General features: G+C 63.8%; 20 protein-coding genes. 16 read left to right on the top strand and 4 right to left on the bottom strand.

Annotated elements, in window-relative coordinates; genetic code table 11:
• Positions 1–15 precede the first annotated feature (15 nt).
• A complete protein-coding gene (locus CH273_RS03295) occupies positions 16–2,163 on the bottom strand; it encodes an acyltransferase family protein (protein ID WP_032396201.1) in 2,148 nt (715 codons plus the stop codon).
• 242 nt (positions 2,164–2,405) lie between these two features.
• Between CH273_RS03295 and CH273_RS03290 the strand changes: the two genes are divergently transcribed.
• The 7 genes from CH273_RS03290 (at position 2,406) to CH273_RS03260 (ending at position 9,513) form a co-directional block, all read left to right on the top strand.
• Positions 2,406–2,954, top strand: a complete 549-nt coding sequence (locus CH273_RS03290; protein WP_032396200.1) for an acyltransferase — start codon at positions 2,406–2,408, stop codon at positions 2,952–2,954.
• A 232-nt stretch (positions 2,955–3,186) separates the two neighbouring features.
• Positions 3,187–4,620: a hypothetical protein gene (locus CH273_RS03285; protein ID WP_230596863.1), complete on the top strand. Its 1,434-nt coding sequence runs from the start codon at positions 3,187–3,189 to the stop codon at positions 4,618–4,620.
• Positions 4,617–5,525, top strand: a complete 909-nt coding sequence (locus CH273_RS03280; RefSeq protein ID WP_032396199.1) for a glycosyltransferase family 2 protein — start codon at positions 4,617–4,619, stop codon at positions 5,523–5,525. The genes CH273_RS03285 and CH273_RS03280 overlap by 4 nt, the downstream gene beginning before the upstream one ends.
• Positions 5,515–6,318: a glycosyltransferase gene (locus CH273_RS03275; protein WP_032396198.1), complete on the top strand. Its 804-nt coding sequence runs from the start codon at positions 5,515–5,517 to the stop codon at positions 6,316–6,318. Before CH273_RS03280 ends, CH273_RS03275 begins: the two co-directional genes overlap by 11 nt.
• A 29-nt stretch (positions 6,319–6,347) precedes the next feature.
• Complete coding sequence (locus CH273_RS03270; RefSeq protein WP_230596862.1) at positions 6,348–7,733, top strand: lipopolysaccharide biosynthesis protein; 1,386 nt, start codon at positions 6,348–6,350, stop codon at positions 7,731–7,733.
• Positions 7,730–8,248: an acyltransferase gene (locus CH273_RS03265; RefSeq protein WP_032396197.1), complete on the top strand. Its 519-nt coding sequence runs from the start codon at positions 7,730–7,732 to the stop codon at positions 8,246–8,248. Before CH273_RS03270 ends, CH273_RS03265 begins: the two co-directional genes overlap by 4 nt.
• Positions 8,248–9,513, top strand: coding sequence for a glycosyltransferase family 4 protein (locus tag CH273_RS03260; RefSeq protein WP_032396196.1), 1,266 nt, complete (start codon positions 8,248–8,250; stop codon positions 9,511–9,513). Before CH273_RS03265 ends, CH273_RS03260 begins: the two co-directional genes overlap by 1 nt.
• On the opposite strand, the gene CH273_RS03255 is transcribed toward CH273_RS03260, so the two are convergent.
• Positions 9,465–10,403, bottom strand: coding sequence for a cellulase family glycosylhydrolase (locus CH273_RS03255; protein WP_032396195.1), 939 nt, complete (start codon positions 10,401–10,403; stop codon positions 9,465–9,467). The genes CH273_RS03260 and CH273_RS03255 overlap by 49 nt on opposite strands.
• Before the next feature lie 180 nt (positions 10,404–10,583).
• Between CH273_RS03255 and CH273_RS27925 the strand changes: the two genes are divergently transcribed.
• From CH273_RS27925 to CH273_RS03240, 4 genes are read left to right on the top strand one after another with little or no spacing between them, the layout of a single operon-like run.
• Positions 10,584–11,183, top strand: a complete 600-nt coding sequence (locus tag CH273_RS27925) for an LbetaH domain-containing protein (RefSeq protein ID WP_045197070.1) — start codon at positions 10,584–10,586, stop codon at positions 11,181–11,183.
• Positions 11,183–11,713: a DapH/DapD/GlmU-related protein gene (locus CH273_RS27920; protein WP_032396417.1), complete on the top strand. Its 531-nt coding sequence runs from the start codon at positions 11,183–11,185 to the stop codon at positions 11,711–11,713. Before CH273_RS27925 ends, CH273_RS27920 begins: the two co-directional genes overlap by 1 nt.
• Positions 11,714–11,721: 8 nt before the next feature.
• On the top strand, positions 11,722–12,825 hold the full coding sequence (locus CH273_RS03245) for a glycosyltransferase (protein WP_032396194.1): 1,104 nt from the start codon (positions 11,722–11,724) through the stop codon (positions 12,823–12,825).
• Positions 12,812–13,522 carry an SGNH/GDSL hydrolase family protein gene (locus CH273_RS03240; protein ID WP_032396193.1) on the top strand — a complete coding sequence of 237 codons (711 nt, stop codon included), beginning with the start codon at positions 12,812–12,814 and terminating at the stop codon, positions 13,520–13,522. Before CH273_RS03245 ends, CH273_RS03240 begins: the two co-directional genes overlap by 14 nt.
• A gap of 6 nt (positions 13,523–13,528) precedes the next feature.
• Here CH273_RS03240 and CH273_RS03235 read toward each other — a convergent pair whose 3' ends face one another.
• Positions 13,529–14,314: an SGNH/GDSL hydrolase family protein gene (locus tag CH273_RS03235; protein WP_052049765.1), complete on the bottom strand. Its 786-nt coding sequence runs from the start codon at positions 14,312–14,314 to the stop codon at positions 13,529–13,531.
• 388 nt (positions 14,315–14,702) lie between these two features.
• On the opposite strand from CH273_RS03235, the gene CH273_RS03230 reads away from it, so the two are divergent.
• Complete coding sequence (locus CH273_RS03230; protein ID WP_032396192.1) at positions 14,703–16,322, top strand: tyrosine-protein kinase domain-containing protein; 1,620 nt, start codon at positions 14,703–14,705, stop codon at positions 16,320–16,322.
• A gap of 385 nt (positions 16,323–16,707) precedes the next feature.
• A complete protein-coding gene (locus CH273_RS03225) occupies positions 16,708–17,331 on the top strand; it encodes a YveK family protein (RefSeq protein ID WP_032396191.1) in 624 nt (207 codons plus the stop codon).
• On the opposite strand, the gene CH273_RS03220 is transcribed toward CH273_RS03225, so the two are convergent.
• Complete coding sequence (locus CH273_RS03220; RefSeq protein ID WP_143546170.1) at positions 17,328–17,936, bottom strand: TetR/AcrR family transcriptional regulator; 609 nt, start codon at positions 17,934–17,936, stop codon at positions 17,328–17,330. The genes CH273_RS03225 and CH273_RS03220 overlap by 4 nt on opposite strands.
• A 62-nt stretch (positions 17,937–17,998) precedes the next feature.
• Between CH273_RS03220 and CH273_RS03215 the strand changes: the two genes are divergently transcribed.
• The 3 genes from CH273_RS03215 to CH273_RS03205 all read left to right on the top strand — a co-directional run bounded on the left by CH273_RS03215 (position 17,999) and on the right by CH273_RS03205 (position 21,359).
• On the top strand, positions 17,999–18,958 hold the full coding sequence (locus CH273_RS03215; RefSeq protein WP_052049760.1) for an oxygenase MpaB family protein: 960 nt from the start codon (positions 17,999–18,001) through the stop codon (positions 18,956–18,958).
• A gap of 78 nt (positions 18,959–19,036) precedes the next feature.
• A complete protein-coding gene (locus tag CH273_RS03210) occupies positions 19,037–19,747 on the top strand; it encodes a GAF domain-containing protein (RefSeq protein ID WP_032396190.1) in 711 nt (236 codons plus the stop codon).
• 166 nt (positions 19,748–19,913) lie between these two features.
• Positions 19,914–21,359: a sugar transferase gene (locus tag CH273_RS03205; RefSeq protein ID WP_032396189.1), complete on the top strand. Its 1,446-nt coding sequence runs from the start codon at positions 19,914–19,916 to the stop codon at positions 21,357–21,359.
• Positions 21,360–21,384: the final 25 nt, after the last annotated feature.

The raw sequence follows: 21,384 nt of genomic DNA, 5'->3' as shown, positions 1-21,384 counted from the left end.
ACTCGCCGATCCGGCTCATACCCCGTTCGCACCCAGAATTTCGGCAATTGCCGACGACACCTTTGCTCCGTATTCGATTGTCATGTGCGCAGAATCGGACTTCATGGGAGTAGTACCCACGAAGCTGGGGCAATAGTTGTCCGGGGTGCAGAACAGGCCTCGGGTGTCGACGTAGGCTCCCCCTACCCGGTAGGCCAGGTTGCGGTCCGCCCGCGATCGCGCCTTCCACGTATCGGTCACTCTGCTCAGACAGTCGGCAGGCGTGCTTGTGCGCGTATAGCAGTCCGCCGGCTTCTTGTCGTTCGGGGGAGCGGAGAGGATCAGGATCTTTCCCGCGTTCGCTGCGAACTGATCGGTGAGCCGCTTCACCCCAGGGATCCAGAGCTCCGCTGCGATGTCGGTGTGGAGATTGGTGATGACCACGACGTCCGGCCTCACCTCGTTCACCGCGTCAATGGCGGCCGCCTTGCGTGCGGGGCACGCCGCGGAGGTGTCGGCATCTCGGGTGTTCACGTCCATGTCGACGAACGTGCAACCGAACATCGCCTCCGAGCGCGCCTTCCACACCCCACCGCTGGCCTCGGCGAAATTCTTGATCGGTTGAACAAAGCTCATCGCCATCGAATCGCCGAGAATCATGATGGTCTTGGGTGCGTCGGCCGCGCCCCACGTGCACTGCTCCGGGCCCGGCCGGTCGACCAACCCGCATTCGGCAATGCCGCCCGGAGCTTGAGCCCCACTGATGGCCTCGCCCATCGTGGGTGTCAGCGCCGGCCACTCCACTGCATTCACCGCGGCGTCGATCTCGGTCGCCAAGGCAGATTGCGCAGGGCCGAGGGGCACCGCGATGTCGTCCGGAGCAAGAGCGGCGTCGGCCGCAGCTCTGGCCGGTGGGGTTGCAGGCGGGTCGAGTGGTTTGAGTGAGAACGCGGCCACGGCGATGGTCACCAGAGTCAACGCACCTAGTGCCGCGTACCGCACGGACGGCGGCCGAGACTTGCGGCCGATCTGATTCCGGCGTTTTCTCCGAGCCTCGGCGCGCACCGCCCTCGGTTCGAGGAAGTTGGACCGCCGAACTGGGTTCTCTACGAAGTGATACGACGCCACCGAGAGTCCGAACGTCATGGCCAACACGGTGACGTAGTAGTAGGCGTCGACATCCATGATCGATCCGAGGATCACGATGATCGGCCAGTGCCACAGATACAGCGAATACGAGATGTCTCCGACGTACACGCTTGCCTTGTTCGTCAACGGAGCGAGGTAGGGAGTGGCTCCGCCCGTGCCGGCAGCGATCACCATCGCTGCGCCCAGCACCGGGAGCGCGGCGGAAGGAGCGGGGAACGAGCCCGACTCGCTGATGACGAATGCACCGATACCTATCGCTGCGAGTCCCGACCACGCCAAGGGGGCTCGAGCCGCGCGAGGCAGCCGTGCGACCCAACCTGTTCCGATGGCGAGCAGTGCGCCCACCCCCAACTCCCACACCCGCGTGAACGTGGAGAAGTAGGCCCAGGCCGGGTCGGTCGCTGTGTCGTGCAACGCCCACACGAACGATGCCGCGACGATCGCGCCCATCACCGTCGCCGACAGGGTGCGCTTGACGTTGCTGTGCCAGGATCGCCGCGTCACCAGTACTCCGATGGCGAGCATCAATGCCGGCCACACGAAGTAGAACTGTTCCTCGACCGACAGTGACCAGTAGTGCTGCAGAGGCGAGATGGCCGCGTCCGCGTTGAAGTAGTCGGTCCCTTCCAGTGCGAACCGCCAATTCGATGCGAAGAAGAACGCCCAGACCGCGTCCGTGCCGATCGATGCTGCACGGGCCGACGAATACACCAATACTCCAGCGACGCAGGCCATCACGAGCACCAGGGTGGCGATGGGCATGATGCGCCTGATCCGTCGGCGGTAGAACCCCGCGAACGAGATCGTCTGTGTCTTGTCGTACTCACGCAGCAGTAGTCCGGTGATCAGAAAGCCGGAGACGACGAAGAACACGTCGACACCGATGAAACCGCCTTGCGGCCAACCGAAGAGGTGATCGACGATGACCAGCAGCACCGCCACCATTCGAAGGCCCTGAATATCCGAGCGTCGGTGGGAGTCGGTGATCCGTCGGCGGTGTCGGCGACGAGCGGCTGACGGTTGGATCGTGGTCATTCGCGGTCCTCAATGTGAGAAGTGCGATGTCGGGTGCGAGACGTCGAATACGAGGCGAATCGTAACCCGCTTCGGTCGAACGTGACGACGCGTTTCGTTCGACCGAATGGGTGAAACAAACTGGATGGCCTTTACCTGCTTCGAGTCGAATACAAAGCCGGAATTCGGGTCATTTACCGATCACGCAGACTGCGCCGTTTTCTGCGTTCCTGCTACGTCGATGGCAGAGTTAGTCTGTGGCCATGACGTTGCACCGGAAGATCCTTCTCGGGGAGCTAGGCCAAGTATTCCGGGACGTCGTCCTCAACCGGCTCGTCGCGAGTGGTGCAGTTCCCCGGAAGATCCGAACCATGTTGCTACGCAGAAGCGGCCACGACATCCATCCCTCCGCGCTGGTGAACGCCGGGGTGTTTCTCGGTTCGTGGAGAGGGTTGACGATGGGTGAGCGTGCATTCGTGAACTACCGCTGCTTCTTCGATCTCGGGTCGACCGTGACCATCGGCAGGGACACTCGAATCGGATACGAGTCGATGTTCGTCACGTGTGGGCACGAGATCGGTGGTGAGTCCGATCGCGCAGGTAGACCGGTCGATTCGCCGATCACCGTCGGCGCCGGCTGCTGGATCGGTGCACGGGTGACGGTCCTGCCCGGTGTCCGCATCGGCGACGGGTGCGTCATCGCATCGGGCAGTGTGGTTGCGGCGGATTGCGAACCGAACGGTTTTTATGCGGGCGTACCGGCGGTTCGCAAGCGCTGCCTACCAACCGATTTGGGTACCGACGAACTCTGAAACAGGGTGTGTGACGCTTTCCGTACCGGCTTCGTGTAGGCCGACCGGTTTTGTCGGATTTTTTATCGATGGACTTCTGAAAAACAAAGCTTCAATCGGCAATTTGATTGTGAATGCAATTCAGAACTCCGCCTCTGATTCGATTTGTCCTGCATGTGATTAATTCTCACGCTAGGCTGCCGAAATACAGCTCAAATGGCATTTCGGGGGGAATGGGATGGGGTATGTGCCGATGAGTCTGGCCCACTACCGAACTCGTCCCGACCGGTTACATGCGACGGTGTTTCCCGAGGCCGACTTCCTACGGGAACTGCCGGTGCCCAAGCGCGTCGGTCGCGTCGCACCGGTACGGACACCTCGACCCCGGAGAGCGGCTCGGCAGGAAGCAACACTTCGCTTTCCTGAACGGGCCTGGTTGTTCATGCTGGGGGCGACCTCCGCACTGCCACTGATGAATTTCACGGTCACCGGCTTCTCCGTGGTGTGCGTCGCCATCGGGCTGGCGTATTTTCTGCCCGGCACCCGAAGCCGAAACGACAGCCCGTTGGTGCTGGCGGCTGTGGGAACAGTCGCCTACGTGGCCTCGGCATGGGTGAACGACACCAGCTACCTCTCGCCCGATGTTTTCGCGTTCGCGTCGTTCGCACTGTATTTCTGTGGAATCACGGTGCTCGCTCGCGACGTCGAGCGCATCGCCACAGTGCTGCTCGGCATCGCGTTCGGTTCGGTCTTCTTCTACGTCGTGATCGGCACGTTCCTCACCGCGACCGGTGGCGTCGTCGACCTCTGGAAATACGGGGTAGCTCCGGCCGCCACCATCACGGTGCTCTACTTCCTGGCCACATCCCGGATCGGCACGTCGGCGGTCGTGATCGCGCTGTTGGCACTGGGAGCGTTGAGCCTCGTGCTCAACTTCCGGTCCCACGCCGTGATCTGCTGCGCGGTGGCACTGCTGCTCGTGCTCTCGAAGTACCGCCGCGGCACTCTGTCTCTCACCACCCGGGTGGTGACATTGGGTGTCTTCGCAGTGGGGTTCACCTGGGCACTGGAGTACGCGGCGCGTGAGGGCCTACTCGGCGGATCGCTGCGTGAGAAGGTGCTCATGCAATCGAACGGTTCGGTGCCGATGTTGCTGGCGGGGCGTACCGAACCGCCACTGTCCCTCACCGCAATCGTGCAGCAACCGTTACTGGGGTGGGGCAACGCCGACAACATCTCGCGGGCGGCCTACGTCGACGCTCAACACGTCGCCATGTCCTTGGGCTTCGAGAGATCGTTCCCCTTCGAGTACGCGTGGAAGCTCAGCGATGGATCGATCTCCCTCCACTCGGTGCTGCTCGGATCGTGGGCCGAAGCAGGGGTATTCGCGGTCCTGCTGCCGATCTGGCTGCTGTGGGCCTGCTATCGACTGATCTTCGTGGCCGACTCTGCCGGGCCGTGGACGCCACTGATGATGTACCTGGGCATGCAGACCATCTGGGACCTGATCTTCTCGCCCTGGTCCTACAACCTCCCCGCCGTGTTCGCCTGCCTCGCATGCTGCTGCGTCGCAGTGCATTCCAACGGTCGCCACAACAACTCCACCCAAGACACACACCTGCTGATGCGTCTGCTGCGAGACAACCGAACACCCCGGAGTCGTAGCCTGCACGAGGAGAAGCGATGAACTCTCACGCGACCGTCAGCGTGGTCATCCCGACGATCGGCAGACCGAGCCTCGCCGGTGCCGTCGACAGCGCCCTGGCCCAATCGATCGATGTGTTCGAGATCGTCGTGGTGGCCGATACGACCGAACCCTTGGCCCTCCCCGACGACGACAGAATTCGCGTCGTGCGAACCGGGCCGGGATCCGGCGGAGCCAATGCGCGTCAATGCGGAATCCAACACGCGACGGGCGACATCATCGCCCTGCTCGACGACGACGATCTGTGGCACCCGTACAAGCTCGAACGCCAGCTCGCCGAAGTGTCCGGTGCAGACAGTGGACGCTGGGTGGTCACCTGCAAGTGCGCGGTACGAGAGCCAGGACATCGCGAGAAGATATGGCCCAGAACGCTGATCGGTGAGCACCAGTCCGTCGCCGACTATCTGTTCACCCTCCGGCGTTTCACCCTCGGCGACGCGATGCTGCAGAGCAGCACGCTGTGCTTCCCGCGGGAGCTCGCATTTCAGGTTCCGCTCAATTACGCGCCGGAGTCCATCCACGACGAACCGGGCTGGCTGATCGAACTCCAACGCACGGTGCCGGACTTGATCATCAAGCATGTGCCCGAATGCTTCTCGATCTACAACGTCAGCGAGAACTCCGTGTCTCGACAGTCGGCGGACGTGTCCGAGAAGTACATCGAATGGGGTCGTGAACACCTTCGCGGCGCGACCGCGCGTGTGCGAGGCGACTACTTCCTGTTCAGCGCCGTCACCGCGGCGGCGTCGGCACAATCGCTCGGCGGAATCCGCAAATCGGTGGCCAGCGGCTTCTCCGAAGGCAGGCCCGGACTGCCCGCGATGGTCTACGCCGCGGCGAAGTTCGGCAGAACTGCCATACGGCAAGTGAGGGCCCATGCCCACTGACGCCACCCTGAGCGTGATCACCATCAGCTACCGCGACCTGGCCGGGCTTACCCGCACGCTGGAGAGCGTCGCCGAACAGACGTACGCGCCGCTCGAGCACATCGTCATCGACGGCGGTTCGGGCCCCTCCGTCGAGCAACTGCTCGAGCGTGCGAACCCGTCGTACTGGCAGTCCGAGCCCGACGCCGGACGCTACGACGCGATGAATCAGGGCATCGACCGCGCCACCGGAGATGTGGTGTGGCTGATGCATTCCGGCGACTGCTTCGCAGCCCGGGACTCCGCCGCGATCGGCATGGCGGCGCTGAGTGCGGCTGGAACCGTGAGACACCGATGGGGTTACGGCCGAGTCCGCATCGTCGGCGACCCGCTCCGCGACGGTCTCGAATGGGGCTACAGCCCCTTCGAGATGCGACCGTTCGCCCTCGGTATCCGGCCGATTCCGCACCAGGCCGCCCTGTTCGGGATGGACCTCGTGCGAGACCTCGGGCACTACGACGTCGGCTTCGGCCTCGCAGCCGATCACCTGTACATGCTGGAGGCGGCGCAACGCGAACAACCCGTCGTCATCGACGCCGTCCTGTGCGACTTCGATGCCGGGGGTGCCGGCAGCGTTCGCCCACAACGCGAACACTTCGCCGACATACGACGATCCTTGAACGTCACCGGCTATCACCCGTGGGGACGCCGAGGCCTGACCACCGTGGCATCCCGCATAGTCGAATACACCGCACGATCCAAACACACTGCGCGCACGGTCCTCTCGCGTCGAACGCACGGGGGTGATCGATGATGGGCGGACGTCACCGCAGACCGAGCGAGATGGACGACGATGACGACGGCGTCCCCGGTACGGGGCTCGACACCGTCGAACGCAGAGCCGTCGTTCTCAGTACCCTGTTCCGCATCATCGGGACGCCCGTAGTGGCCGTCGCCGGGCTCGTCAGCGCCGGACTCGTCATTCGCGCCACCGGACCGTCGGCGTACGGCGTCGTCGCGCTCGTTGCCACCGTGGGGCTTCTGCTGCCTTTCGCCGATCTCGGCATCGGAGCCGTGGTGACGAGTGCGACCGCACGATCACGGGACCCCATCAACGACGCCTACGCGCTCGCGGTGATCCGCCGCGCGTACCGAATTCTGGCTCGTGTGAGCATAGTCGTGGCCGGGGTGGCCGTCGCGGTGATGATGTTCGACGGCTGGGGCGCACTCATCGGAACCACCACCGGACCCGAGGACAGACTCGTCATCACGATCGCCGTTGCCCTGTTCGGTGTGACGATTCCGGCGGGACTGGGACTGCGCATCCTGATCGGAGTGGACCGCGCACAACTGATCGTCGTTGTGATGGTGAGCAATTCGCTGTTCGCGCTACTGGTCACCGTCGGAATGTATGCCGGTGGCGTCCGCGGGATCTGGTACGTCCTGCCGCCACTCATCGGTGCCTTGCTCGGAAACCTGATGGGAACGATTCTGGCGCTGAGAGTTTCGGGTCTCGGGATGTCGGTGTTCCGGAGAGCGGCGCTGCCGATACCGACCAAGGGGCTGCTCGAGGGGTCGCTGTGGCTGTTCGTCGTCAGCGTCGGAATACCTTTCGGCCTCCAAGTCCAGCGAATCGTGCTCTCGCATCTGTCCACTCCCCTCGAACTGAGCCGATACGCGTTGATGGCACAGTTGTACGGTCTGTGCTGGTCGGTGTTCTCCACCGCGGCGCTGGCCTTCTGGCCGATATTCGTCAAACGCCGATCGGCAGCCGAACAGACCGTCAGCCTCTGGTTGATGTCGACGCTGGGCTTCGGTCTGGTCGCGCTGGTCGCGGCGGTCCCGCTGGTGCTCCTGAGTCCGTGGCTTGCGGATGTGCTCTCGGGAAACACCATCGACATCCCGTCGGTACTCGCCGGAGCGTTCGCGGTTCTGCTCGTCGCCCAATGCCTGCATCTGCCGTCGGGGATGCTGCTGACCAAGCCGACCGAGGCGCGGTGGCAGGCGGGATGCCTCGCCGCCATGGCGGCGGTCACCACCGCCGCGGCGATTGCGGTGGCTCCGACCACCGGGGCCGCGGGGGTCGTGCTCGTCACTGCGGGGGCGGTGGTGTTGTGCCAGTTCATCCCGGACATGGCGTGGGTTCCACGGTTGGTACGGCAGCGCGGTGCCGACCCATCCACCGCACCTGCGCGCATCGAACTCAGCACCGCAGCGAGGATCCCATGATCGACGTCTCGAAGTTCCTGCCACTGTTGCGCAGCCTCAACAGGATCGACCAGAACGCCTACATGAGCGTGGTGGTGAGACTGCTCGAGCGTTCGGGCGTGGCGATCGAGGGCAGGCCGTTGTGGATCTCGTCCTCGGTGTTCCTCGACAATTCCGGCCCCGGGTCGATCACCTTCGGCGACCGCTGCGTCGTCTCGGATGCCGTCAAGATACTCACCCACGACTTCTCCCTCGACAGAGTGGCCGAAGCGCGTGGAGAACTTCCCCCCGACGAAGAGTTGTATCGCCGTGCCCCGGTATCGATCGGCGCACGAGCATTCGTCGGGTTGGGAACGGTCATCATGCCCGGTGTCGTGGTCGGCGACGACGCGATCATCGGAGCCGGGTCCGTGGTGACGCAGTCGATCGCACCGGGAGATGTGGTGGCAGGCAATCCTGCTCGCCGGATCTGTACGACCGACGAGCTGTGGGACAAGAGGCGGTCGGAATTCGAAGTACGGAAACGGAGACGCTGATGCGGATCACTCTGATCGGACTCAACTACAAACCCGAAGTCACCGGGATCGCGCCCTACACCGCCGATGTCGCCGAAGGCCTGTCGCAACGTGGATACGACGTCCACGTCGTCACCGGCTTCCCGCACTACCCGCAATGGGCTCCCGATCCGCGTTACGCAGGCCCGACCATCGAGGAGATGGTGGACGGTGTGCACGTCACCCGGCACCGCCACTACGTTCCGGGCAGCATGACCGTCACCCAACGCGCGCACCTCGAACTGTCCTTCGGTACCAGGGTGGCGCGCAGCCGGATCCCGTCCTCGAACGTGGTGGTGTGTGTATCGCCTGCGCTGGTGTCCACCGGCCTGGTGATGGCACGCCTCAAAGCGCAACCCTTCCGGCCCGCGCTGGGGGTGTGGGTGCAAGATCTCTACAGTCGCGGAGTGATCGAGACGGGCACGATGCACGGGTCGAGTGCCGGTGCGACAACGAATCTCGAATCCGGCATTCTGCGTGCGGCCGACGGAGTCGCGGTGATCCACCGTCGTTTCGCCGAGCATGCCCACACCGCACTACGGGTACCGGAGAGCAAGCTCACCGTCATCCCGAACTGGACGCACATGCCGCATCAGGCATCGATGAGCCGCGACCACGCGCGTGACCTGCTGGGGTGGTCACGAGAGGCGGTGATCGCACTGCATGCCGGCAACATGGGCCTCAAGCAGGGACTGGAGAACGTGGTCGAGGCAGCGCGAGAGTCGGACCGACGTGGTGGCCCGGTGCAGTTCGTCCTGATGGGCGACGGCAATCAGCGGCAGATACTCGAGGAACTGGGTACCGACATCTCCAGCCTGAGATTCGTACGATCCCTGCCGGAGAAAGAATTCAGAGCTGCCCTCGACGCAGCGGACGTGCTGCTCGTCAACGAGCGGCCCGAGGTGTCCGAAATGGCTGTCCCCAGCAAGCTCACGGCCTACTTCGGCAGCGGCAGCCCCGTCCTCGCCGCCACTGCAGCGGGCAGTGTCACCGACCAGGAGGTGCGATCGGCCGGTGCAGGCGTACGGGTGGACCCCGCGAACCCGGCAGCGCTACTGGAGGGAGTGATCGAACTGGCCACGGACCCCGACAGATCGGCGCAGTTGGTCGAGTCCGGTAATCGGTATCTGCGACACCACATGTCTCGGGACGTTGCCCTGGACAGGTTCGAGGAATGGGTACACACGCTGGCGAGCGCTCATCCCACGAAGGCTCGAACCGCGTCGAGTGCAGGTTTGGGGGTGTAGTCCGATCGCACCAGACCGTAGTTGTAGTCGGGCACAGCGCTGCCCGTCATCGAGTCACGGAAGTCGAAGACGAACACCGGACCCGCATACGGTAGCTGTGTCAGCGCGGTGATGCCGTCGACCAGAATGTCGGCCTGCCGTTGCTCGTCGACGCCCGAACTCGTTGTGGGTGCACCGAACTCGGTGAACCAGATTCGCTTGCCCGCGTCTCCGTGGCTCTCCATGACGGCGCGGACCTTCGCGATCTCGTGGGCCGAGGACCACGGCTCGGTGGGTTCGCTCAACAGCTGCGGGCTGCTGTAGGGATGCATCGCCACCGCATCGAACGTCTCGGCTCCTGCGCACCGGTACAGGGCCTCGACGAATGTCGCGGGCGACAGATCGTTGCTGGAATCGACTGCGGGAGAGGTGGGTCCGGTGATCACCAGTGCGCCGGGCGCGGCGTCGCGAATTGCCGCGGAGCTCGCCGACAGAACATCGCAGTATTGGACGGGATTCGCGCTCGGACCGTAGCTGGCTGCGACGTTCGGCTCGTTCCAGATCTCCCAGGCACCGACCTGGTCGCGATAGCGAGACGCTGCGGCAGAGACGAATTGGGCGAACCGTTCGGCAGAGGCAGGCGCGGGATGTGTGACGAGTGCGTAGTCGGCCGGCACCGCCCACGTGGGAGCCCAGGTGAGTACTCCGAGCACTGCGAGATTGCGCTCGGCGGCCCACGCCATTTCCCTGTCCACTCGACTCCAATCGAGGATTCCCTCGACGCTTTCGATGTCGGACCACTTGACCAGCAACCTGATTCCCTCGAAGCCGGCATCGGCGACGGAGTCGATATCGCGTCGGGCGTCGGAACCGGGCATCCCGATGCTGGCGACATTGCTGGCGACGTGCACCGAATCCCACTCCGAAACGGGAGGCGGGCTCGTTTCCGGACTTCGTTCGGGCTCAACACTTGTCGAGCACGACGACGCGAGAAGCAGCGCACATGCCAGCGGAACCCATCTGCGTCGCACGGCCATACGATGCAGTATGACGGGTGGACACCACGGCTGCGCGACCTTAGATTTGCACCCATGCCGCCGTACACCGCGAAGAAATCCTTTTTGATTCGCCTGGCTCGAATCTGGGCGCGGCCACTGTGGTGGGGTGTGCTCACATCGGGAAACGAAGACCTCGTGCGAGCAGACGTCGCGAGGTGGATCGAATGCATCGGCAACGATGCTCTGGTCCCCTTGGACGAATACTCGCGGTTCGCCTACCTCGCGGGTGCGCTGCACGAATTTCGGAACGTCGTCCACTTCAGACTGCGGCAGAGCCCCCTGGCTGTGCGGATCGCTCTGAAGAAGATCTACCGACCGGACCGGACCATTCTGCTCGAGTCGGATTCCATCGGCCCCGGGATCTTCCTGCACCACGGCAACGGAATCATGGTCTCGGCAACCTCGATCGGCCGAAATTTCTGGGTCAACCAGCACGCGTCCGTCGGCTACTCACCGAAGGGGCGACCCACCATCGGAGACGACGTCATGGTCGCGGCCGGAGCCGTCGTCACCGGCCCGATCGTGCTCGGAGACGGTGTCACGATCGGGGCCAATGCGGTTGTGGTGAAGGATGTTCCGCCGGGCACCGTCATGGCTGCGCCGCTGGCGCAGCCGCTCAGGAAACGCACGTGATCGGCCGATCGCTCGCCGGCTTCACCGGAGCGGGATACGACAAAGGCAGACCGTTCCACATCCAGGTGCTGTGGATGCTCGCGTCGAGCCTGCTGGTCTCGCCGTGGTGGTGTCCCAATTCGATTCGGCTGCAAGTCCTCCGGATGTTCGGTGCACGGATCGGCGTGGGAGTGTCGATCAGGCACCGCGTCCGCATCCACTGGCCGTGGAAGCTCACCGTCGGCGATCACTCGTGGATCGGTGAGGACGCCTGGATTCTCAACCTGGAACCGGTGACGATCGGAACGAACACCTGTATTTCCCAGGCCGTGCTGCTGTGCACCGGCAGCCACGACCGGCGCTCGGCGACATTCGAGTTCGACAACGCACCCATCGTCGTGGGCGACCGAGCGTGGATTGCGGCGCGGGCGACCGTTCTGCGCGGGGTCAGCATCGGTGACGACGCAACGATCGGAGCAACGGCACTGGTGACCGCCGATGTAGCCGAGGGCGCGACGGTGTTGGCACCCGCCGCCTGCCGTCCGGAGTGAGTGGCGTGATGCGCATCCTGCATGTGGTGACGCTGATATCCGAGGACGGTGCCTACGGTGGGCCCGCACGGGTTGCGCTCAACCAGGCCGACGCGCTCGCCGATCTGGGCCACGAGGTGACCGTCGCCGCGGCAGGCAACGGACCTCCGCCCACCGCAGGTGCCGTCGACATCTGGTTGTTCCGACCGCGAACGGTGATTCCGCACAGTGGATTTGCAGGCCTCGCCGCTCCCGGCATGCTGCGGTGGTTGGCCGAGCACGCGAGGACGTTCGACGTCGCCCACGTCCACCTGGCCCGTGATCTGGTGGCACTCCCCGCTGCCGGTCTGTGTCGACTGCGCGGCGTCCCGTCGGTGGTGCAAACCCACGGAATGATCGATGCGAGCGACAAACTGCTCGCCCGTCCGCTCGATGCTGTGGCCACACGATCCGTCCTGCGCCGATCGGCCGCAGTCTTCTACCTCACCGAGCGAGAACGAGCCGATGTGGTCGAGGTGGCGGGCACGGGGATGAACCTGGTGAATGTGATCAACGGCGTTCCCGCGTTGCCGGAGAAGATGCCGAACACCGATCCGGAAGTGTTGTTTCTGGCGCGCCTCCATCCGCGGAAGCGGCCGGACCTCTTCGTGGATATGGCCGACATCCTGGTCCGCGAGAACGATTCGGTGACCTGTGCGATGGTCGGCCCGGACGCGGGAATGGCACACTCCATCGCGCAGCGGACCGGCCCCCGGATTCGATGGGAGGGGCCGTGCGCCCCCGAGAAGACGGCCGAACGCATGCGAGCGGCCACGATCTATGTGCTGCCCTCCGTCGACGAGCCCTATCCGATGTCGGTGCTCGAGGCCATGGCGGTCGGGCTGCCGGTCGTGGTCACCGACAGCTGCGGTCTCGCACCGGACATCACCCGCATCGGCTGCGGAATCGTGGTTCCAGGCGGTGAGCTGCAGCCGCTCGTCGACGCTGTGAGATCGCTTCTGGGCGACGCGAACCTACGCGCCGAGATGGGCAGGCGAGGCCGGGTGGCGGCGCGCACCGAGTTCGGTACCGACACCGTCGCAAAGATGCTCGACGAGCAATATCGACAGGCGGTGCAGCATGTCTCGCGGTAGAGCGGCGCTGCTGATCCTGGTGGTGATCGTCGTCGTGGCCGGCGTCGTGGTCGTCGGCCTGCGGTACGACGCGACGCGGACCGAGCCCGGATCGTCCGACGTCTCCGCCGCGCCGTTCGTTCCGTCGTCCAACGGGGGACCGACCGCCGTCTTCATCGGAGACTCGTACGTATCCGGCGCGGGTGCAAGCGATCTCGGCCATCGATGGACATCGATCGTCGCGGCCGACAAGCTGTGGACCGAGCAGAACATCGGAATCGGTTCCACCGGATACGCACTCGCGGCACCGGACTGTGGAGCCGAGCGATGCGGCAGCTTCCAGGAGATGGCCGGATATGCCGTGACCTTGAAGCCACCGATCGTCGTGGTGGCCGGCGGCACCAACGACTTCACCGAGTTCGTTCGCGACCCGACCGAGACCGTCAACGCGATCTACGACACCATGGGCACACTTCGTACCGGGCTCCCCACCGCACGCATCATCGCCGTTGGACCTTCTTCGGCGGGCGAGGTTCCGCCGTTCGTCACCGCCTACGAGGGGGTGGTGCGCGACGCGGTGAACGCAGTCGGCGGAGAGTTCGTGTCACTGACCGACCCGGACGTCATCGACGAGGACATGCTCGATCCCGACGGAGTGCACGTCGACGACCGGGGACACGCTGCCATCGCCGACGCCGTCGAACAGGCCCTGAAGTAGCGGTTCTCACCCCAGTGCCGTCTGCACTCGCCGGCTTATCGCGCTGTGGCCCAGGTTGTCCACGTTCTCACCGTCCGGGAGCACGGTCGCGGGATCGACCACCGGTGGATCGAGCAGTGAAACATATTGCGCACCAAACACTTCTGCCGTATCGCGGACGTCGCGATCCAGGCCGAGAACCGTATCGGTGTCTTCGCCCGTTGTCGACGGACCGACGGCGATGATGCGCGCGTTCGGCAGGGCATTGCGAATCTCGATGTACGTCGTCGCAATGGCGGCCTGTACCGCTGTCGGATCCTCGGCGTAGGCGGCCACGTCGTTCTGGCCACCCGAGACCACAACGATCGACGGATTCGTCGCCACGGCGTCGAGCGCCGTCGTCTGATAATTGGGGCACGTATCCAGTCCGCACACCTCCGCGCCTGCCGTGGCGAGATAGCCCGTGCCTGCCACGCCGAAGTTGCGTTCGTCCCAGTTCATCGCCGTCGCCAGCAGGGACGTCCACCGTTCGCTCGACGGTTGTGCTCCGACACCCTGTGTGTACGAATCTCCGACGAACGCGGCGACGAGTTGCGGTGCCGCAGCTTCGGTGGTCGGCGAAGCGCTGGTGGTGGTGGCCGGCGGCTGCGAGGTGGGCGGAGTGAAGGCAGCGACAGAAGCGGTGTCCGGAGCTGCTTCGCGCGTGGAGTTCACGAACAGGGCAACAGCGACGAAGGCGAGCGCAGCGACGACTGCTATCGCACCACTGACCTTCCACCACACATCTCGCGCCGCACCGCGCAAACCGGCCATGACGGTAGATTCTGCCCGACGCAACAGTTCGACGGTCCGGTTATTTCTGCGCGACTCGGAGAAAGACCGAAAGCGTCGGTCGAGAGTGGCGAGGATCACCTCGAGTTTCGCGGGCGCCCGATTACTGCTTATCGTCGCACCGCAGAGGGGTCTGGCAGTGCTGCCAGCGGGGGACGGTCGGCACGTCGGGAGTCCGAAATCGGGTTCCGTAGACCCGATGAATGCTCACAACGGGACATTTACTTGATTGTGCTCGTGAATCAAACGAATGAATTGTGAGGAGAGACGCGGCTTCTCATCCGGTGCACGGAAATGAATTACCTATGTAACGATTGAGCCACGCAGTGACACGTTGCGAGTTGTACGAACGAACGAGGAGCGCGAAAGCATGGAGATACAGGATTATCTGAGAATCCTGAAGGCGAGGTGGATCATCATCGCCGTCACCGTGATCGTCGCCATCCTGGGTGCGTTGGGCGCGTCCCTGTTGACGACGCCGCTCTACGAGTCGAGCGCACGGATGTTCGTCTCCACCTCCGGTGGAACGTCGGTGAGTGAGACGTACCAGGGCAACCTGTTCTCGCAGCAGCGAGTGGCGTCCTACTCGGAGTTGGTGACCAGCGAGGCACTGGCAGCCCGAGTGCTCGACGTCCTTCCCCTCGGACTGACGCCGTCGCAGTTGGCCGCGAAGGTCAAAGCGTCGTCGACTCCCGACACTGTTCTGTTCGACATCACCGTCACCGACCCGTCCCCTGCGACTGCTCGCGACATCGCCAACGCAATGGCCTCGGAGCTGACGACCCAGGTACGCGACCTGGAGACCCCGGAAGACGGCGGAACCCCGTCGGCGGGCGTCAAGACCTTCCAACAGGCCGACGCGTCCGCATCACCGGTCAGCCCGAACACCAAGCGCAACCTCGCCCTCGGTGCCGCCGTCGGTCTGTTGCTCGGTATCGCACTTGCCGTATTGCGTGATCGTCTGGACAACACCATCAAGGACCGTCGAGAGATCGAGTCGATCTCCGGCAAGGCGTTGGTGGGTACCATCCCGTTCGACAAGGAGCGCAAGACGCATCCGGCCGTCGACTTCCAGGATCTCGCCCAGTCGTCCAGTGCCGAGGCCTTCCGTGAGCTCCGCACCAACCTGCAGTTCCTCGAAGTCGATCATCCTCCGCGCGTCATCGTCGTCACCAGCGCGATTCCGAGCGAGGGCAAGACGACCACAGCGGTGAACCTGGCCGTAGCGCTCGCCGAAGCCGGACACCACGTCGTTCTCGTCGAGGGCGATCTGCGTCGCCCCCGCATCTCGAAGTACCTGGGTCTCATCGGATCCGTCGGCCTCAGCACTGTTCTCGCCGGACAGGCCAAAGTGGACGAGGTGCTGCAGCCGACCAGGTACGAGGGTCTACAGGCTTTGGCGTCCGGCCCGCTGCCGCCCAACCCGTCCGAGCTGTTGGGCTCGGAAGCATCTCGCGCACTGATGGTCGAGCTGCGCTCCAAGTTCGACTACGTGATCGTCGACGGCGCTCCGCTGCTGCCGGTCACCGACTCGGCCGTTCTCACCACCCACAGCGACGGCGCTCTTCTGGTCACCCGCTACGGGCACACCAAGAGCAACGAATTGTCCAGGGCCATCGGCAATCTCGAAACCATCGGGGCGCACGTCCTGGGTGTGGTGCTGGCATTGACGCCTTCGAAGAAGGGCGACATGTACAGCTACTCGTACAACTACTCCGCTGACGCCAGCCTGCCCAGGCAGACGGCACCGCCGGTTCCCGCGCCTCAGGCTCCGGTTGCAGCGCCGGCTCCTCCGACCCCCGCGGCGGCACCTGCTGCGCCGCAACCTGCCTCGGTGCGTCCGGGATCGACCCAGACTGCATCGGCTGCACCGAGCGCAGCCGCACGTACCGCAGCCCCCGCCGCCGCACCGTACTCCCGGGCACGTCGCGCCGAGACACCCGGCGATGTGCCCAGAAACGGCGTCGAGAACCCCGGTCTGAGGAAATGAGCACTGGGCGACCGTGTTCATCACGATCGCCCAGAGCTTCGCTTGGACCCTCCACTGATGACAACCCCGCAAAGGTCATCGTGGCGAGTGCGACCGGGTCCATCTACAACCGGGACGGTTCGGTTGCGACGGTCACCGCGGTGGCACAGCGCGACAACTTGTCTCAGTCGCGGGTCCAGCAGCAGGCAGCGCAGGCGCACACTCGGGTGTGCTCGCGCCGACCTGTGAGGGTGGCTACGAGACGGCGAATCATGGCGGTCACGCCGCATATTCGTGACCGATCACAGTATGGATGGGTCCGACTTCGGCCCGTCCGGATCGGGCGCATAACGCGAGATGTGGAGCGCGACCAAGCCGGTCGATTCCAGAGCCTCGAGTCTGGGAGATGGGGGTCGGGGTGTCGGTGCGCGGTTTCGTGAAGATGGTGATCGCGGGCTGGCGCGTCGTCGCCGTGTCCATCGTGCTGTCGATGGCGACGGCATTCGGAATCACCTCGCTGATCACGCCGGTGTACGAATCACGCACTCAGATGTTCGTCTCCAGCTCGGGGTCCACGACTGTGAGCGATACGTACGTGGGGAACTTGTTCGTGGGGCAGGCCGTGTCGTCGTACGCAGAATTGGTGACCAACGAGGCTGTGGCCTCGAGAGTCGTCGCCGATCTCGCGCTCGATCTCACTCCGGCGGAGTTGATCGACAAGGTGTCGACGTCGTCCTCGCCGGATACCGTCGTGTTCGATATCGTCGCCACCGATACCTCGCCGGAGCTCGCGCGCGATATCGCGAACACCATGGCCGCGGAAGTGAGTGCAGTAGTTGCGGAGCTCAACGCTCCCGGGAACGGGGAGCCGCCCTCGGTGGAGTTGAAGACCCGCCGTCAGGCCGAAGCGTCCGATGCACCGATCAGCCCGAATGCCCGGGCCTATCTGGTGGGCGGAGCAGTAGTGGGACTTTTCATCGGAACCGTGTTGGTGCTCGCCCGTCACCGTGTGAGCGGGACCGGACGCTAGGCGCGTCGCGCGACCGCCGACACTGCGCGGGCAAGTGCGTCGGACAGTTCACTCTCGCTGGTGGAACGAGCGGACAGGTCCTGATCGTCGAACACGGCCTGGGACGCGCCGATGGCGAACAGGATTCTCCAGGTGGCCTCGGCATCGGCGTCGCTCGTTCCGAACCTCGCCGACAGCCAGCCGGTCACGGTGTCGGCCAATTGATGGTTGGTGCGAACGATCCGTGTGGCGAACAACTCTCCGTCGGTCGTGTTGCGGGACTGGATGAAGAACGCGCGCATGGCACCCCGGTGCTCGGCGAACACCGCGAGCGCGGCTTCGGCGAGCATCTGCACAGCTCGGTCGTCGTCGGATTCTTGTTCTGCGGCTGAAAATGCCGCTGCAGCAGCAAGTTCGATGCGAGTCAGCACGTCTTCCTGGGCTGCCATCAGCAGGCCTGTTCGATCTCCGAAACGATGGTAGATGGACCCGTTGGACCCGCCGTAGCGCTGGGCGACGGCAGCGATCGTCACCGCCTGTAGGCCGCCCTCGTGCAGCAACTCGATGGTCGCCGCCACCATTCGCGCAGTGGATCCTTCGCTGCGGGACTGCACGGGCGTACGCACGGCCCCATGCTAGTCGGCTCGTAGGGCTTGCCAAATTAGAGTGAGCATTCTAGTTTGAGGATATGACGACGATCACAGTGCGCGGACAGCGGTTCGGCGGGGTTCCCAGGGATCACTGGAGGCGTGTCAACGACTCACTCGACCCGGACACCGATTTCGTGCAGATCTATCGAAACCTGGCTGTGCACGAGTTCCCGTGGGACATCACGCAGGCGCTGTCTTTCGCGCTGTTCCGGACGTTCGCGGTACCGGGTATCGGCAAGCTCCTCGACGACACCGGTGCATTCACCGGGGCCACTCAGAAGCGCTACGACGACACGGTGCTGCTGCTCGAGGTGCCGTTCCTGCGGGGCTTCGACGACGAGCAGGGCCGTGCCGCGATCCGCCGGATCAATCAGATGCACCGAAGCTACGACATACCCAATCACGAGATGCTGTACGTGCTCGCGACTTTCGTCGTCGTTCCGCAGCGCTGGATATCCGTGTGGGGTAAACGGCATATGACCGACATCGAAGTACGAGCATCGGTCAGGTATTTCCGAACGCTGGGCAAGCACATGGGGATATCGGACATGCCCGACTCGTTCGAGGGCTTCGCGCACTTGATGGACGACTACGAAGCGGAGTACTTCGCCTTCGATCCCGGCGCTCGACGCGTCGCCGACGCCACTCTGGCTCTACTCGCCTCGTTCGTCTCACCCGTCCCGAAGGGAGTCGTTCGCGTGGTGAGTCTCGCTCTCATGGATGCGCCGCTGCGGAATGCGTTGGGCTACAGCCACCCTCCTCTGGCGCTGGAGCGGCTCGTCACAGCCGCGATGCGTGCGCGGGGACGTGCTCTGCGACTGTTTCCTGCTCGCCTCACGCAGCGACGCAATGCCGACTCGCAGCGAATGCGTTCCTATTCGGACGGATTCGACATTGCCCAACTGGGCACGTTTCCGGGCGGGTGCCCTGTGCGTTCCGTCGACGCACATGCGTCTCGAAGCGGTCGCGCTACGAGTTCGTCACCGGCGATCGAATGACGATTCTCCCGCACAGTCAGTGGGCGTTATCGGTCGGACACTGGTCGGACTAGCGCAAAGTCAACTACCGTCCAGTGTGTGGAACTAGGAAAAACCGGTTTCGGAGATCGAATCAACGCACTGTTGACTCAGCATGCCGAGAAGGCCGGCGAGTCCCTCAATACCTATGCACGTCGGGCGATCATCACTCGGCTCGTCACGGAACTCGAACGGGAGTCCTCGCCGGAGGTGGCCGCGGTGCTGGCGGACGCCCGTAGCTTCGAATCCGAGAGCATCGAGTTGTCCGATCTCGATTCGACGGCTCCCCGACAGACGCACCTGCTCATCGACGATGTGGACAGGGTCGCCGCCGTACGAGCTACGGGCATGATCGGCAGTCCGCGTGACGAGCAGTTCGACAAACTGGCCCGGATGACGTTGCGAGCGATGGGAGCGCAAGGCGCGTCGATCTCGTTCGTCGACGATCGAACGCAATTCATCAAAGCCAGCGTTGGAACCACGGGAACAGCAGCGCAGCCGCAGACTGTGGCGGTGGAACGGTCTGCGTGTCGTGTCGTTGTGGAAACCGGAGAAACGTTGGTGGCCCCGGATATCAGAGAGCATGCGCTACTGAGGGATCACGCGACTTCCGAACTGATCGCATACATGGCAGCGCCGATCAAGTCCGAAGCAGGTTATACCGTCGGGATTCTGGATGTGTGGGACTACCGGCCGCGCAAATGGACGGCCGGTCACGTGAAGACCCTCGAAGACATCGCCTGGCTCATTCGTCAGAGAATTCCCTTCTAGCAGTTTGTTTTCCGGTGACGGCAATACTTCCGATGGTCGCCGAAAAGTCGCGGTGAGTGATAAGTGTTTGGTGTTTCGAAATGTCGAATGCCAAATGGCCTGACCGCTCGGCTGGCATGAATATCGGAAGGAACCGTGCATCGTGCCGGACTCTCACGGACCAACGATGATGAGATCGACAACACCGCACTCGGTGAAGCTGCGTTTCGGGAGGAATGTATCCGATCGAATTCGTATCGACCCGGTTCGCACGATCGCCGCCGTTGTTGTCGATGTGATCGCCGCAGTCATCGGCGTAGCCGAAGGTGTTCAATGGCGGTCCGGCAGTATCGCTGCGTTGGGTTGGCACCCATGGCTGTTCGTGCCGACGCTCCTTGTGCTCCTGGCCTCGAGGAAGCTCTACCGACGAGGTCTCCGGCGCAATTTCATCGATGAGATCGGCCCGGTCCAATCCGCCGTGGCTTTTGCGACTCTGATCACGCTCGCCCTTGTTCTGGCAACCGAGACATCCTATGCCCCAGGCCCGGTCATGGTCCGAGTCTGGCTGTGCGCGGCAGGCACACTCGCGATCGCCTGTCTGGCCCGTGCGTGGATGCAACGCTGGTTCCGAACGAGACACCACTCGAGTGCGCCGACCCTCATCGTCGGCAGCGGTCCCGTATCCGAGCAACTGGCGCACAGAATGAAGCAGTTCTCCGAATACGGGATGGATCCGATAGGGACGGTCGATTCCGTCTCAGACGCGAATCCCGCCGTGCATCAGGAACTCTCGAATCTCGGAACACTCACCGACCTGGCTCGATTGGTCCACGTGCATCGAGTGGAAGAAGTTGTGGTTGCGTTTGCTTCAGCTCCCCACGAAGAGGTGGTAGCAGCGATCCGTGCAGCACAGAACGCCGGTACTCGCGTCTGGCTCGTGCCTCGCCTGTTCGATACCGTCGGCGTGCACGCTCATATCGAGCATCTCGGCGGGTTGCCGTTGATGGTCCTGCGTCATGTCGATCCGAGAGGGTGGCAGTTCGTTCTCAAGGGCGTATTGGACAGGATCGGCGCGGGAGTGGCTCTACTTCTTCTCTCGCCGGTATTCCTTCTGCTCACGGTGCTCGTGCGGTTGAGCTCCCCGGGCCCTATCTTTTTCGCACAACAGCGAATCGGCCGGGATGGAGTCCCCTTCGACTGCTTGAAGTTCCGATCGATGCGCCCACCGCGGGACTCCGATGCCGATTTCGTTCCGGTCGAGGGGGCAGCACCCGGTGGAGTGGAAGGCGTGGACCGACGCACCAAGATCGGCAAGATCATGCGACAGACCTCACTCGACGAGCTCCCGCAGTTCATCAATGTGCTTCGCGGCGACATGAGCCTGGTCGGACCCCGTCCTGAGCGCCCGGAGTACGTCGACCTGTTCGCTGCGCAGATCAGACGCTACGGAGAGCGGCATCGCGTCCAAGCAGGTCTCACCGGATGGGCTCAGGTGCACGGATTGCGGGGCCAAACACCCATCGCGGATCGCGCGGAATGGGACAACTACTACATCGAGAACTGGTCCATCTGGCTCGATATCAAGATTGTGTTTCTGACCTGTATTGCAGTCCTGAAGCGATCAGAAGACTGACCGGCGCAGTCGGTCGGACGGGCAT

The organism is Rhodococcus sp. 05-339-2 (assembly GCF_002258965.1).
Lineage (GTDB): Bacteria > Actinomycetota > Actinomycetes > Mycobacteriales > Mycobacteriaceae > Rhodococcoides.
Note: the sequence above shows the minus strand (reverse complement) of the source record. Positions and strands in the feature narration are given on the sequence as shown.

Excerpts from the sequence above, each read along its gene's own strand:
- CH273_RS03295 (WP_032396201.1), bottom strand. The coding sequence starts at position 2,163 with ATGACCACGATCCAACCGTCAGCCGCTCGTCGCCGACACCGCCGACGG.
- CH273_RS03290 (WP_032396200.1), top strand. The coding sequence starts at position 2,406 with ATGACGTTGCACCGGAAGATCCTTCTCGGGGAGCTAGGCCAAGTATTC.
- CH273_RS03285 (WP_230596863.1), top strand. The coding sequence starts at position 3,187 with ATGAGTCTGGCCCACTACCGAACTCGTCCCGACCGGTTACATGCGACG.
- CH273_RS03280 (WP_032396199.1), top strand. The coding sequence starts at position 4,617 with ATGAACTCTCACGCGACCGTCAGCGTGGTCATCCCGACGATCGGCAGA.
- CH273_RS03275 (WP_032396198.1), top strand. The coding sequence starts at position 5,515 with ATGCCCACTGACGCCACCCTGAGCGTGATCACCATCAGCTACCGCGAC.
- CH273_RS03270 (WP_230596862.1), top strand. The coding sequence starts at position 6,348 with ATGGACGACGATGACGACGGCGTCCCCGGTACGGGGCTCGACACCGTC.
- CH273_RS03265 (WP_032396197.1), top strand. The coding sequence starts at position 7,730 with ATGATCGACGTCTCGAAGTTCCTGCCACTGTTGCGCAGCCTCAACAGG.
- CH273_RS03260 (WP_032396196.1), top strand. The coding sequence starts at position 8,248 with ATGCGGATCACTCTGATCGGACTCAACTACAAACCCGAAGTCACCGGG.
- CH273_RS27925 (WP_045197070.1), top strand. The coding sequence starts at position 10,584 with ATGCCGCCGTACACCGCGAAGAAATCCTTTTTGATTCGCCTGGCTCGA.
- CH273_RS03245 (WP_032396194.1), top strand. The coding sequence starts at position 11,722 with ATGCGCATCCTGCATGTGGTGACGCTGATATCCGAGGACGGTGCCTAC.
- CH273_RS03240 (WP_032396193.1), top strand. The coding sequence starts at position 12,812 with ATGTCTCGCGGTAGAGCGGCGCTGCTGATCCTGGTGGTGATCGTCGTC.
- CH273_RS03235 (WP_052049765.1), bottom strand. The coding sequence starts at position 14,314 with ATGGCCGGTTTGCGCGGTGCGGCGCGAGATGTGTGGTGGAAGGTCAGT.
- CH273_RS03230 (WP_032396192.1), top strand. The coding sequence starts at position 14,703 with ATGGAGATACAGGATTATCTGAGAATCCTGAAGGCGAGGTGGATCATC.
- CH273_RS03225 (WP_032396191.1), top strand. The coding sequence starts at position 16,708 with ATGGGGGTCGGGGTGTCGGTGCGCGGTTTCGTGAAGATGGTGATCGCG.
- CH273_RS03215 (WP_052049760.1), top strand. The coding sequence starts at position 17,999 with ATGACGACGATCACAGTGCGCGGACAGCGGTTCGGCGGGGTTCCCAGG.
- CH273_RS03205 (WP_032396189.1), top strand. The coding sequence starts at position 19,914 with ATGATGAGATCGACAACACCGCACTCGGTGAAGCTGCGTTTCGGGAGG.